Source organism: Photobacterium carnosum, assembly GCF_021236965.1.
Taxonomy (GTDB): domain Bacteria; phylum Pseudomonadota; class Gammaproteobacteria; order Enterobacterales; family Vibrionaceae; genus Photobacterium; species Photobacterium carnosum.
Genome location: NZ_WMDN01000028.1, coordinates 14,051 through 27,257, shown reverse-complemented (window position 1 = coordinate 27,257; position 13,207 = coordinate 14,051). Strand labels below are relative to the sequence as shown.

Sequence of the window (13,207 nt, the reverse complement as noted above, 5' to 3'; positions counted from 1 at the left end):
TTAGTTAGATCTAACATAATAAACTCCAATGTTGTATTTATTATACATGTTATTGGGTGGGGATAATTATAGCAAGATATTTAGGTCTAATATCTGATGAATTTATTACAGGATTATTATTCGACAGGGCTGTTACTCAACCCTGCTTTTATTGCGCTAACATACTTAATCAGTCACACAACGTCTGCTTTAACGCCTGCTCAATACAAGGGAAGCTAAAGTTAAACCCTGCTGCCTGTAACTTGTTCGGCAATGCGCGTTGACCGTCTAATAATAGTTGTGACGATTCCCCAAGGGCACATTTTAATACCCAAGCAGGGGTAAATAATAAATGTGGTCGATGCAATGTACTGGCAAGGGCGGCACTGAAAGCGCGATTAGTAATCGGGTTGGGGGCGGTCATATTATACGGACCTTGAGTATCACTATTATTAAGTAAAAATAAAATCCCTCGCACCATATCTTGCAGTTGGATCCACGGGAAATATTGCTGACCATCGCCAATAGGGCCACCAACGCCGAATTGATAAGGCAGTAACATTTTCGCCAATGCGCCGCCTTGTTTTGCAATTACAATCCCCGTTCTTAACAGGCATACACGTGTTTGATCAGATTGTGCTTCCAACGCGATTTGTTCCCAGCGTGAGCAAACTTGCTGTGAAAAATCAGTATTATTAGGCTCAATAGTAAAGCTTTCATCAATGGTTTTATCATGTTGATTACCGTAGATGCCAACGGCCGAGCCACTAATAAACGTCTGCGGAGGGGTGTCACTGGCTTTAATTTTATCAACCAGTTGTTGGGTAATATTCCAACGGCTGTCTTCAATGATATGTTTTTGTTGCTCACTCCAACGTTTACCGATAATGGGCTCACCAGCAAGGTTAATTACCGTATCAAATTGATCAAGGTTGGGTAATGATTCGAGGGAATCAAGCGCATTAATATGATGACCGAGTAGCTGATAAGCGCGGGCAGGATCACGGCTAATCACGGTGATCTCATCATGATTGAGATGAGGGAGTAGTGCCTTGCCAATGAGTCCGGTTGCGCCTGTCACTAAGATCTTCATATTGGTTATTCCCTCGTGGTTATTGATGTACCAGCTTAAATTAACGGGTAGTGGAAGCAAGTTGGTGCTGAGATGAATATTATTAATCAGTGCTATGTTCACAGTATAAGTGATGCTGATAGATATCATCGTGACCTGATGGTGATAATAGTATTTTTCCTGATGCTCACGTAGACTAAACCCATATATTGACGATTTTTTGGCTGAACTTAATCATGAAATTATTTTTCGCATCAGATATTCACGGTAGTTTTGTTGCGGCTCAAAAAGCCATTGTTGCTTTTGAACAAAGTGGTGCTAAGTATCTTATTTTATTAGGTGATATTCTTAATCACGGTCCCCGCAATGCGCTACCTGAAGGGTACGATCCAATCCAAGTGGCTGAATTATTAAATCAGTATGCGGATCGAATTACGGCTGTACGCGGTAATTGTGATAGTGACGTTGATCAAATGCTGTTGGATTTTCCGATGATGGCAGATTATAACGTGGTGATGTTAGCCGATGGTCGACGGTTATTTTTAACCCATGGTCATATTTATAATGCCGATAAGCATCCGCAACTAATGACTGGCGATGTGATTGTTTCGGGTCATACTCATATTCCAGTTGCTGAGCATAAAGGGGATTACTACGCCTTTAATCCCGGTTCGGTGGCTATTCCACGTAATGGTTTACCTGCAAGCTATGGTTTATTGGATGGTAATGCTTTAGCGGTGATCAGTTTTGACGGTGAAGTGTTAGCGCAGACGATGCTTAGTTAAAATATCCGTAATCAAATAACTAACAAAGCGCATTATTGATCATTGGATGATGTGCTTGCTTTATCGTTATTGCTTAACATTGTGGTTATATTGCTAGGATAGCGATTTGTGTTTTATAGCATGAATAAAAAACGCCCCAATACACTTTTCAATAAAAATTGAAGGCATGTATTGGGGCGTTTTATCAGCCGATTAAATAAGTATTAAAACTTACTTAGCGTTAGACTGTTCAGCCTGAATCGCAGTAAGTGCAACTGTGTAAACGATATCGTCTACTAGTGCGCCACGAGAAAGGTCGTTAACTGGCTTACGCATGCCCTGAAGCATTGGACCGATAGATACTAGATCTGCAGAACGTTGTACTGCTTTGTATGTTGTATTACCTGTGTTTAGGTCAGGGAATATAAATACAGTTGCTTTACCTGCTACTGGAGAGTTTGGCGCTTTAGAAGCCGCTACGTTTTCCATGATTGCAGCATCGTACTGTAGAGGACCGTCAATGATTAGATCAGGACGTTTCTCTTGAGCAAGTTTGGTTGCTTCACGTACTTTATCTACGTCTGCGCCTTTACCAGAAGTACCAGTAGAGTAAGAGATCATAGCGACGCGTGGTTCGATACCAAATGCTTTTGCAGAATCAGCAGATTGGATAGCGATTTCAGCAAGTTGCTCAGCTGTTGGATCTGGGTTGATCGCACAGTCACCGTAAACCAATACTTGGTCAGGTAGCAACATGAAGAATACAGATGATACGATAGACGCATCAGGTGCAGTCTTGATGATTTGGAATGGAGGAACGATAGTGTTTGCTGTAGTGTGAACTGCACCAGATACTAGACCGTCAACTTCGCTATTCTCAAGCATCATTGTGCCAAGGAATACTGAATCTTGTAGCTTCTCACGAGCAACTACATCAGTCATGCCTTTCGCGCCACGAAGCTCTACTAAACGAGCAACGTAGTTCTCACGTACTTCATCAGGGTTGATGATAGTTACGCCAGCACCTAAAACAACACCTTGTTGCTCAGCAACACGACGAATTTCTTCAGGGTTACCTAAAAGCACACATTCAGCGATACCGCGTTCAGCACAGATAGCTGCAGCTTTAACTGTACGTGGCTCATCGCCTTCAGGAAGAACGATACGCTTAGCCGCTTTACGAGCAAGCTCAGTTAACTGGTAACGGAATGCTGGTGGGCTTAGACGACGCTCACGGTTTGAACCTTCAGTTAGAGATTCAATCCAGTTACCGTCGATGTGGCTTGCCATGTATTCGTTAACAAACTCAACACGCTCTTTATCTTCAGCAGGAACTTCTAGAGTGAAGCTCTGTAGATTTAGCGATGTCTGCCAAGTGTTACCTTGTGCTGTCATAACAGGAAGACCTGTTGCGAATGCGCGCTCACAAAGATCCATAACAGGTTTAGGTAGGTCGTAACCACCAGTTAATAGAAGTGCACCTAGCTCAACGCCGTTCATTGCAGCAAGACATGCAGCAACAATAACGTCAGGACGGTCAGCAGAAGTCACTAGTAGTGAACCTGGACGGAAGTGCTCAACCATATTAGGGATAGAGCGTGCACAGAAAGTGATGCTCTTAATACGACGAGTTTCGATATCACCTGCATTGATAATTTCAGCATTTAGGTGCTGAGCAATATCTGTTGCACGTGTAGCGATTAGCTCTGCGCTCCAAGGTGCACAACCAAGTACACGGATAGGGCTAGAGTTGAATACTTGCATGATTTCAACGTTTGAAGGAACAGTACCTTCTACATCGTCAAAGATCTCAGAAAGATCTGGGCGAGTACGGCCTTCAGCGTCAACAGGTGCGTTAAGTTTATTAACGATAACACCAGAAATTTGCTTGTTTTTAATGCCGCCGAAGTTAGAACATGCTACTTCGATACGTTCTTTAAGTTGTGATGGGTTGTCAGTACCAGGAGAGACAACAAACACGATTTCAGCATCAAGTGTTTTTGCAATTTCAAAGTTAATTTGATTTGCAAAAGGGTGCTTACGAGTAGCAACAAGACCTTCGATTAGCGTTACAGCAGAGTCTGTTGTTGCTGTTTTAAAGCGAGCAACGATGTCTTCTAGAAGAACGTCAGTTTGATCGTTACGAATAAGTTCTTCAGCGCTTGCCATTGAGAATGACTCAGCGATTTTCATATCGCTGTTAGCACGAATGATCGTTGTAGTTAGATCTGGCTGATCGCCACCTTTACGTGGCTGTGCGATAGGCTTGAAGAACGAAACACGAACGCCTTTGCGTTCCATTGCACGAAGTACACCAAGGCTAACGCTTGTTAGACCAACACCAGCGCCAACTGGGATAAGCATAATAGTACGAGACACTATAGATTCCTTTGACTATTGAATCGGTACAGCACTGTTCAATAACAATTCGACGTTATGTTTTAAAGTAGAATAATCATAGAGCAGCACCACAGTAAAATATGAGATGAAAAAACGGCTGACTAAAAGGCCAGCCGTTTTAATAATCGTAAGATTAGATTTCAGCTAGAAGCGCTGTATCTTCTGCGATTACTAATTCTTCGTTAGTTGAAACAACCATTGCAGGAATGCGGCTGTTTGCTGTAGTGATAACACCTTCGCCGCCGAAACGTGCTTTAAGGTTTGCTTCGTTATCTACTTCGATACCGAAGATAGCTAGACGGTTAAGAACCATCTCACGAATTGGTGCAGAGTTTTCACCGATACCACCAGTGAATACGATTGCATCTAGACGACCTTCCATAGTAGCTGCATAGCTTGCAACATACTTAGCTAGACGGTGACAGAATACGTCCATTGCACGTGTTGCTTCTTCTTTAGTACCGTAGTTTTCTTCAACGAAACGACAGTCAGAAGTCACACCAGTAAGACCTAGTAGGCCAGACTCTTTAGTGAACATAGTGTTGATTTCAGCAACGCTCATACCTAGACGATCGTGTAGGTGGAACATAACTGCTGGGTCAAGGTCACCACAACGAGTGCCCATTACTAGACCTTCAAGAGGTGTTAGACCCATAGAAATATCTACAGATTTACCGCCTTTGATTGCACATACAGATGCGCCGTTACCTAGGTGACAGTTGATGATGTTTAGTTCATCAAGAGGCTTGTCTAGAAGGATCGCTGTTTCACGAGCGATGAAACGGTGAGAAGTACCGTGTGCGCCGTAACGACGGATGCCGTTTTCTTTGTATAGACGGTAAGGAATTGCGTATAAGAATGCTTCTTCAGGCATAGTCTGGTGGAAAGCAGTATCAAATACAGCAACGTTTTTCAGATTAGCGAAGTTGTGTTTAGCAGCTTCGATACCGATAACGTGTGCAGGGTTGTGTAGAGGTGCGAAATCAGACGCATCTACGATACCTTGAAGAACAACATCGTCGATTAGTGCTGATGCAGAGAACTGCTCGCCGCCGTGTACGATACGGTGACCGATAGCGCCTAGAGACTCTTTAAGTTCTGGCTTAGAAGCAAGGATAGTATCAACCATGAAAGCTAGAGCTTCTTCGTGAGCAGCACCGTTACCTAGTTGAGCTTCGTGCTTGCCATCAAGTTTCCACTTGATACGAGCGTCAGGAAGGCCTAGACATTCTGCTAGACCTGAAAGATGTTCTTCACCTGATACTGGATCAATGATTGCGAACTTAAGAGATGAACTACCGCAGTTTAGAACTAAAACCAGCTTAGACATGAGAGTGACTACCTATAATCTGTCTGAAAGTTGATATTCATTTTTGAATAAAAAAGTACCCCTAGAATAGACGAAGATTTATTGTTCGTCTTACTAGAGGTGAAAATCACACTCTTTCCTGAGAAATAGAATTGAGTTACCTCTAATTCTGGGTCATCCTTGACAGAGCCTAACTTGCAGTTAAGGTTATTAACGGCAACAATTACATTTAGGCTTGCCTAGAATAACCGATTGTTACGCAATATAACAAAAAGATTTTTAGAAAATTTTAATTTGAATCAAGTTTGTTGTGTATTTATTTTAAATATTATAATTTTTTTTGATGAGTGGTGCATTATGGCTCAACATACAATGTGGAAACACTTTCAGAATGGTCAGCATTACATGACAACATGGCCAATGCGCAAAGAGCTAGCGGCTGTTTTTCCTGAACATCGGTATATTAAAGCCACTCAATTTGCGACAAAGGTGATGCCTGCGGTTGCTGCAATCAGTATTTTGACTCAAATGGCGTTTCATAATTATGATGCAATGCCTCAAGCGATTGCGATTGCGCTATTAGCGATATCAATGCCATTACAAGGATTATGGTGGTTGGGTAAACGCAGTCAAACAACGTTGCCGCCATCACTTGCGAAATGGTATAGCGAAATTTATCAGAAGATTGTCAGTGAAGGACATGCGATGCAGCCTAAAAAATCGCAGCCGCGCTATCAAGAATTAGCGGAGGTATTAAATAGAGCATTTAAACAATTAGATCGACATGCATTAGATCGTTGGTTCTAAGTAATTGTGTTATGTTTTGTTGTAATAGATTTGTTGTAATAGATTTGTTGTAATAAAAAAGAGTCGCATTAGCGACTCTTTTTTGTTTGGTTCTATAGCACATTAAATAATGGCTAATAAGCAATTATTCTTCGTCGAAATCAAACTCTGGACGTTGTGCACGTGTTGCAGGCTTCGCTAGAATTTCTAAGTATAGTGATGGTAGTTCAAGCTTTTCAGCTTCATCAATGCACTTGTTGATTTCTTTTACGTGAATAGTTTTTGCTTCTTGCTCGGTATGACCAAACTTGCAATCAAAATCCCAAAAATCAGTACCAGCAGGTAATGCTTTGTTACGTTCACGACGGATGTATTTCTTTACATCGTGTTTAATTGTTTCTACAACACGAGCAGCCGCTTTTTTGGGATGAGTTAAAGCAAATGTTTTTTTCATTGTTTTCCTAATTAATTTGGCTCAAAGAAAAGAGCTCTGTGTTTATTTTACTGTAAATTGTCGTGGGTAGCGATGGGGTAAGGCTGAAATTCGTGCGATAAAAAAATATTCAGTGAACGAGATGTTTTTTGCAACTAATTTTAACCATCACGGTCTTATCTATATACGAGCAATAAAATGATGCTATTGCATGATAGTGAGGTCATTCCATTAGCGTATTGTGACGTTTCTATACGCAATATTAGATGATTATTCAGGCAATAAACAGGTTGTTGAGGTATAATTATTAAGCAACCTAGGGATATAGCTGTTATCTCTCTTAGAACCCCAACTGCTTGGCCGCCGATGGGGTTCTTCTCTATCTAGCGGTTGTTGTTTTTCTGCTGTACCCATTTTAGTCATATTTCAAATCATTATTTCGTTGCCTCATTACCTTCATTACCTTCATTACCTTCATTACCTTCATTACCTTCATTACCTTCATTACCTTCATTGCCGCCCTCATTTTATTTTTTGTGCATTAGTGGTCGCATCTTGATGGTTATGCTATTCATTGATGAGAATAATATCGGCTTGTTTTAAAGCGTGATCTCATTGAGTAACAGAAAGTTGTTCATTTGAGGACTTAATAGCGTAATCATACATGATCGTTACAGTACTGGTCGTTGTTGCTGTGCTAGATTGCTGTTGTAGTAGATTGTTGCGGTGTTAGTCGTAGTGATTACTGCTGCGCTGGTGGATAGTGAGATATTATTGGCTGATGGGGGAGAGACTCGGCTAACCAATAAGCGGGTTAGACCCAAATAGGTCAGTCGATTCATTGTTGTTATACCGAGAAGAGAGTAAACGGTAAATAATAAAGACATTGAGATTGATTATAAATAATCGATGATAATCAATCTCATTTGTAGTATTTACTGGCGGCGATAAACACGAATAGAAAAATCAGCTTCACAATCGAAATTTTGGGCTTGCGCAAGTTGTTGCCATACTTGCTCAGAGGTTTTCCATGCAAAAGGCGTCATTTGCATTAATGCTGTTGCCTCTTCACCACTTAGTGTCATGTCATAGTGCAGTTGTTGATCTATAACTAACTCAAACCCTTCAATGTTCTCTACAGGCACATCATGTAAGTTAACACCGTCATAAATTAATTCTTTTAACTGATATAAATGACGCGGTGCAGGTGTTGCTGTGACTAAAATCCCTCCGCTTTTTATCGAGCGATGCAATTCTTCATCTTTACAGGGCGCATAAATACGGACTACACCATCAAAAAAGTGATCAGCAAACGGTAAACGGTGGCTAGAGGCAACACAGAAATCACAATCATGGTAGCGTTTGGCTGCATATTTAACTGCAACTTTTGAAATGTCTAAGCCGTGGATGGTGATGTCTGAAAATTGTTGACGGAGTTGTACAAACTCAGAGGTGTAATACCCTTCACCACAACCTATATCAAGTAGCTCAGTGGCATCTTGTGGTAAATGTTGGCGTAACTGTGCCATAACCGCATCACGTAGGGGTTGGTAATGGTCAGTGTTAAGAAATAAGCGTCGAGCTTGCATCATTTCTTTATTATCGCCAGGGTTTTTCGAGCTTTTATGATGTACAGGCATCAGGTTTACATAGCCTTCTTTGGCCTGATCAAACTGATGATTATTACTACAGCGATAGGATGTTGATGATGCGCTGTTAGCGTCCATAGTAAGTGGCAGGTGACATAAAGGGCATTGATAAGACATGTATATAGACCAAAGCTGAAAAACAGCCGTAGAGTGTAATGGTTATTAGCGGTTGTCGCTAACAGATTTTGAGGATAAAAAACCAAGCCCTCATTACTGAAGACTTGTTGGGTTATGTATGGTTAATTTGTTGTGCGTACTTTATATTCAGCTTTATCCAGACCGTGTTTTTTCATTCTCAAATACAGTTTTTTACGGGGTATTTGTAAGTATGATGACACTTCATTGATACGGCCTGAAAATAGGTATAACGCATCTTCAATGACTTGTTTTTCATAGCCATCAACCAGATCATCCAGTGGACTACTCATTTGATCTAACGGTTTAGATCGTTCTTGACCTGCAAGTTTTACAATCCCTATTGCGTATAATTCAGCAACATTTTTAAGTTCTAATACATTTCCTGGCCATTCATAACGATTTAAAATCGCAAGGTAAGCTTTATCAATCGCAGGAATTGTTTTATTTAATTTTTTACAACTTTGCTTAATGTAGTGCTTAAATATCAATGTGATATCACTACTACGTTGACGCAATGTGGGTAGATTAAATCGTACTTGACTTAAAAAATAGAACAACTCAGGTAAAAACTGCTCAGTTTCAACAGATTCAGTCGGATCACCATCAAATAAAGCAATAACGCGGACTTCTTTTTTCCCTTGGCGTTCTTGCTCAAGTAAGAAACGACACAACCATTGTTGAGTTTCAATTGGCATATGGTGGGGATTACATAAACATAAACAGCCACTACGCGCTGAAATCATGCTGCGTTGTAAATCCGGCGTACGGGTAATATTTGCAGCATTGATTTCAACAAAAGGACCATTACTTAATGGGCTATTTTGATGAAGTAATTTTGCAACTGTATGGCGACCTGTACCGTTTTCACCTTCAATTAACACATCTTTGGTTGTTAATGCGATGGTTTTTAACTGCTCACGAATTTTAATAATTAGTGGGCTTTCCCCTAATAATACTTCTGCTGTTGTCGTATGTAAGGTGTTACGTTGTTCAATAATTTGGCGACGCTGAGGTAAATATTTTTCAAGCAGCGTAATTAATTCTTTAGGCTGTAAGGGTTTTTGTAAAAAGTCGACCGCCCCTTTTTTTAAAGCGCCAACCGCCATTGGGATATCACCATGACCCGTAATAATAATGACGGGTAACTCATGATCATACTGCTGAATTTTAGCCAATAATTCCATACCATCTAAGCCGGGCATGTACATATCAGAAACAATAACACCAGGCCAATTACGCTTTAGCATCCCTAACACTAAGGTTGAATCTGTTATTGTTTGTGCTTTAAATCCAGCTATTTCAAGTAGTTCTTGATAGGCTTCGACAACATCATGATCGTCATCCACAATCAATACTTCAATATCATCACTTATCATATTTATTTAACTCCAGTACGACCATTGCGCCACCTGTTAAGTTTGAAGCAAGGAAGATTTCACCTTTTAGTCGCGTCATAATTGAACCACAAATACTTAACCCAAGGCCTAATCCAACATCTTTGGTGGTGGTAAAGGGAATGAATAATTTGTTAATGATTGCGGCGTCAAAACCATCACCGCTGTCATATACCGCTAACCGAATTTTATTCGATGGACTATTTAGTTGAATAATTGTTATTTCACGTTGTTTGCAATTAGCAACTGCATCACAGCTATTAACCAATAAATTAATTAAAATTTGCTCTAGTTGAACTTGATCAGCAAGCGCATAAAGAGGGTAGTCAATCGTATTCACCATTGTTGTTTTTTGTACTTTGGCGCGACTTTCGACCAATATTAGCGCTTGTTTGATTGAATCTTGAATATCAACTTTGCTTAATGGTTTGGTTGCTGATTGTTTTTTTGCAAAGTTTCTAAAATTTATGATCAGTTTACTCATTCGAGTAACAAGATCGTCTATTTTTGTCAGATTTGTGGGTAGATTTTCGTATTTTTTATGATCAAGTGCAAGTTTTGCACTAAATATTCGCGTTGAAATCGCAGATAGTGGTTGATTAAGTTCATGCGCAAGTGATGTCATCGTTTGGCCCACAACTGCCATTTTTGCCGCTTGAATTAATTCATCTTGAGTTTCGATCAAATCGCCTTCAATGCGTTTTCGATCTTCGATTTCGTCTCGTAGTTGTTGGTTTCGAATGGTGAGTGATTGCGTTTTCTCTGCAACCGTACTTTCTAACCAACGAGTGGTATTCTCTTGTTCGGTAATATCCGTCATTGTTATAATTACTTTGTCATCATTACCTTGCGTAAAGGTACGAAAATCTAACCGTAAATATAAACCATGACCGTTTTTGGCGACTAATTTTACCGTCATGTTATAAGCCCCATTGGTCATTAATGGACCATTAGCGGTAAACAAGTGCTGTAATGTAGTAAGGGTTGAACTATTAAACAGATTCCAGACTTGATGTTTTTTAGTGACATTACAGAAATTTAATTGTTTTAGAGCTTGTGGATTAACCGATTCAACAGCACCGTTGAGATCGCAAGTAATAATGCTGGCTTGAGTATTATTGATCAAATTTAGGGCATTAGAATTTTGAATTTCTTGCATTTGTTGACAAAAATAACGCAGGTTATCGCCTAAAATACCAATCTCATCAACACCTGTGGTTTGAATATTGGCATTAAGGTTGCCACTGGCAATGGCTTGTAAATCTTGACCCAGTAGATTTAGACGTTTTACGATACCTCGACCAACTAAATAAATCGATAAAATAACACTAAGAATAATGGTAATAAAAACTACGCCAAATAAAATTAAATTACCGATCCAAATCGAACGTCTAGTCTTACCATTCAATTTAGCTAACGCATTATCTGCATGACCAACAAGAGTTTGGATTATATTTTCTTGTTGAGTTAATTGATTACGAATATTGCGTTGGGTCTGAGTTATTTTTATATTGTTTATATTATCTTGGATTAATAATTTTTGAAGGTGACCATTAGGGGTTACTAATTGAGTAAATTCTTGCTGTAATTGACGATAAGTAATGGTTGATGGATAGTTATTTAATTGTTTACTGATTTTATTGAGTTGTAATATTTTTTTTGCAATAGCGTCAAAGGAAGTATTGATATCATTCTGTTGACGATGAAGAATACTATCTTCAATAAGTTGGTGTAATTCATTCACATTAACAGTAATTGTTTGAATAACTGAAAATTCAGCCATAATATTTTTGATATTAGTATCATGTTTTAGCTGTAATTGTTGAGGGGTATTTAGCAACTGCATCATTTGCCATTCAATTTCTAGACGTAATGGTTGTAATTCATCAATCAAATCTTGATGTAACCATTTAATCGTATTTTCTGTTTGTTTTAATGAAAAGCGTAGTGTATTTCTTTGCTGTAATAAGGCGATATAACTATCAATATTTGCTATTAATAGCTGCTGACCTGATTTTATTTTTGGGTAGTAATATAAACTTGAAATATTATCTATTGATTGTCGAATAGCTTTTAAAATAGAAACGATATTTTTTTTAATCGTTTTATGCTTTAACGGATTAGTATTCAGATCTAATGCTGTTAACGCTGCTTGTAACTCGGCAGTACTGCGTTCTAAACGATAACTAGAACGTAATGTTGGCATATTATCATTGGTTATCGTGCCTATTTGTTGACTCAGCTGTTGCCATGTTAATGCGGCAATAACACTGACACTAATAGTTAAGAATGCCATTAATATAATGGCTGAGGTCAGACGATTACCGATAGTATTATTCTTTACACAGCGAATCATTATTATTATGTATCCCATTAATAATGGCATATTGCTAATAAATTTGACCTTAATTAGGTAACTAATTTATAGCGAAGAAGTGCAATGATTATACGTCAGTGGTTGAAATGATCACTAATGGTTTTTATAACAAAACCAATGCTGTTATTAGAATTGAGTGGTGATGTTATCGTCATTAAGGTGTCACGTTTCAGTTTTTTTATACGATAATGCTTAAGAATAACACCATAAAACCGAGTTTATTCACTCCGTTTTATGGCGTTGGTATAAAGCTATGCTGTAATAATCTGTTGGATCTCACTGCATGATAAATGGTAATGGCGTGGGCATCCGCGCCAAATAGTTAGCATGCGTAGATACTTATCAAGCATTGGAACATGACTATTAAATTGATGTTCAGTGGTAGGGAACTGTGGATATAAACCTTCATCATGAGTAAGGAAACGTACGTAATTAACTAACTTAGCTTCAGTTATTACATCAAAACCTAAAAATTGTAGTCGACGTTGGTCAATGTCTTTTGCGCCATCGCAACGGCAATCTTCTAAATTAAAAGATTCTTGAAGTGCGTGGTACATCTCCATTATTTCAAGAACTTGTTTACATTCATCTTCTGAAACTTCGCCAAAATCTTTGCTAAGTTCACGCATCTGTAAGCAATAGCCGCGTTCAATAATCATTTGTAGGCGGTGATATTTTTCAGCATTTTCAGGTGCGATTTTTGCCATGATGTAATATTGATTAGATAGAATTAGACGTTGAGCGTGAGTCATTTCCATAGTTGTAAGCCTCAAATTTTTTATAGATTGTGCTCGCTCAGCTTTGATTGTATTGCTGTAGTGAGTACAAGGAATATTTATTATGAGCGTGAGATTAGCAGGTTGAGTATAAAATAAAATGATCTGACACCGCGAATAGGATTATTTT

General features: G+C 39.1%; 12 protein-coding genes. 2 read left to right on the top strand and 10 right to left on the bottom strand.

The features are described from left to right. Positions 1–169: 169 nt before the first annotated feature. Positions 170–1,072: a TIGR01777 family oxidoreductase gene (locus GLP24_RS17795; RefSeq protein WP_232616343.1), complete on the bottom strand. Its 903-nt coding sequence runs from the start codon at positions 1,070–1,072 to the stop codon at positions 170–172. 215 nt (positions 1,073–1,287) lie between these two features. On the opposite strand from GLP24_RS17795, the gene yfcE reads away from it, so the two are divergent. Then, positions 1,288–1,836, top strand: a complete 549-nt coding sequence (gene yfcE / locus GLP24_RS17790; RefSeq protein ID WP_232616342.1) for a phosphodiesterase — start codon at positions 1,288–1,290, stop codon at positions 1,834–1,836. Between the two features lie 210 nt (positions 1,837–2,046). Here the strand turns inward: yfcE and pta are convergent, their stop codons facing one another. Together pta and GLP24_RS17780 are read right to left on the bottom strand one after the other, a co-directional pair. Further along, positions 2,047–4,194, bottom strand: coding sequence for a phosphate acetyltransferase (gene pta / locus GLP24_RS17785; protein WP_101769290.1), 2,148 nt, complete (start codon positions 4,192–4,194; stop codon positions 2,047–2,049). 154 nt (positions 4,195–4,348) lie between these two features. Beyond that, positions 4,349–5,545, bottom strand: a complete 1,197-nt coding sequence (locus tag GLP24_RS17780) for an acetate kinase (RefSeq protein WP_101769291.1) — start codon at positions 5,543–5,545, stop codon at positions 4,349–4,351. A gap of 336 nt (positions 5,546–5,881) precedes the next feature. On the opposite strand from GLP24_RS17780, the gene yfbV reads away from it, so the two are divergent. Next, entirely contained in the window at positions 5,882–6,331 is a 450-nt protein-coding gene (yfbV, locus tag GLP24_RS17775; protein WP_101769292.1) for a terminus macrodomain insulation protein YfbV, read from the top strand. A 124-nt stretch (positions 6,332–6,455) separates the two neighbouring features. Here yfbV and GLP24_RS17770 read toward each other — a convergent pair whose 3' ends face one another. The 7 genes from GLP24_RS17770 to GLP24_RS17740 all read right to left on the bottom strand — a co-directional run bounded on the left by GLP24_RS17770 (position 6,456) and on the right by GLP24_RS17740 (position 13,059). After that, positions 6,456–6,764: a DUF6172 family protein gene (locus GLP24_RS17770; protein WP_101769293.1), complete on the bottom strand. Its 309-nt coding sequence runs from the start codon at positions 6,762–6,764 to the stop codon at positions 6,456–6,458. A gap of 249 nt (positions 6,765–7,013) precedes the next feature. After that, on the bottom strand, positions 7,014–7,166 hold the full coding sequence (locus tag GLP24_RS17765; protein WP_167388555.1) for a hypothetical protein: 153 nt from the start codon (positions 7,164–7,166) through the stop codon (positions 7,014–7,016). A gap of 248 nt (positions 7,167–7,414) precedes the next feature. Then, positions 7,415–7,585, bottom strand: coding sequence for a hypothetical protein (locus GLP24_RS17760; RefSeq protein WP_232616341.1), 171 nt, complete (start codon positions 7,583–7,585; stop codon positions 7,415–7,417). A 93-nt stretch (positions 7,586–7,678) separates the two neighbouring features. Beyond that, on the bottom strand, positions 7,679–8,509 hold the full coding sequence (gene rlmA / locus GLP24_RS17755) for a 23S rRNA (guanine(745)-N(1))-methyltransferase (protein WP_232577930.1): 831 nt from the start codon (positions 8,507–8,509) through the stop codon (positions 7,679–7,681). A 122-nt stretch (positions 8,510–8,631) separates the two neighbouring features. Continuing rightward, positions 8,632–9,906, bottom strand: a complete 1,275-nt coding sequence (locus GLP24_RS17750; RefSeq protein WP_101769295.1) for a sigma-54-dependent transcriptional regulator — start codon at positions 9,904–9,906, stop codon at positions 8,632–8,634. After that, the gene (locus tag GLP24_RS17745; RefSeq protein WP_232616340.1) at positions 9,896–12,280 is read right to left on the bottom strand and encodes an ATP-binding protein; all 2,385 of its coding nucleotides are present in this window, start codon (positions 12,278–12,280) and stop codon (positions 9,896–9,898) included. The genes GLP24_RS17750 and GLP24_RS17745 overlap by 11 nt, the downstream gene beginning before the upstream one ends. Positions 12,281–12,552: 272 nt before the next feature. Beyond that, positions 12,553–13,059, bottom strand: coding sequence for a YfbU family protein (locus tag GLP24_RS17740; RefSeq protein ID WP_101769297.1), 507 nt, complete (start codon positions 13,057–13,059; stop codon positions 12,553–12,555). Positions 13,060–13,207: the final 148 nt, after the last annotated feature.

Bases quoted from the DNA above. Each gene is read 5' to 3' on its own strand.
- yfbV (WP_101769292.1), top strand. From the start codon at position 5,882: ATGGCTCAACATACAATGTGGAAACACTTTCAGAATGGTCAGCATTAC.
- yfcE (WP_232616342.1), top strand. From the start codon at position 1,288: ATGAAATTATTTTTCGCATCAGATATTCACGGTAGTTTTGTTGCGGCT.
- GLP24_RS17745 (WP_232616340.1), bottom strand. From the start codon at position 12,280: ATGATTCGCTGTGTAAAGAATAATACTATCGGTAATCGTCTGACCTCA.
- GLP24_RS17770 (WP_101769293.1), bottom strand. From the start codon at position 6,764: ATGAAAAAAACATTTGCTTTAACTCATCCCAAAAAAGCGGCTGCTCGT.
- GLP24_RS17740 (WP_101769297.1), bottom strand. From the start codon at position 13,059: ATGGAAATGACTCACGCTCAACGTCTAATTCTATCTAATCAATATTAC.
- GLP24_RS17760 (WP_232616341.1), bottom strand. From the start codon at position 7,585: ATGAATCGACTGACCTATTTGGGTCTAACCCGCTTATTGGTTAGCCGA.
- GLP24_RS17750 (WP_101769295.1), bottom strand. From the start codon at position 9,906: ATGATAAGTGATGATATTGAAGTATTGATTGTGGATGACGATCATGAT.
- GLP24_RS17795 (WP_232616343.1), bottom strand. From the start codon at position 1,072: ATGAAGATCTTAGTGACAGGCGCAACCGGACTCATTGGCAAGGCACTA.
- GLP24_RS17765 (WP_167388555.1), bottom strand. From the start codon at position 7,166: ATGACTAAAATGGGTACAGCAGAAAAACAACAACCGCTAGATAGAGAA.
- rlmA (WP_232577930.1), bottom strand. From the start codon at position 8,509: ATGTCTTATCAATGCCCTTTATGTCACCTGCCACTTACTATGGACGCT.
- GLP24_RS17780 (WP_101769291.1), bottom strand. From the start codon at position 5,545: ATGTCTAAGCTGGTTTTAGTTCTAAACTGCGGTAGTTCATCTCTTAAG.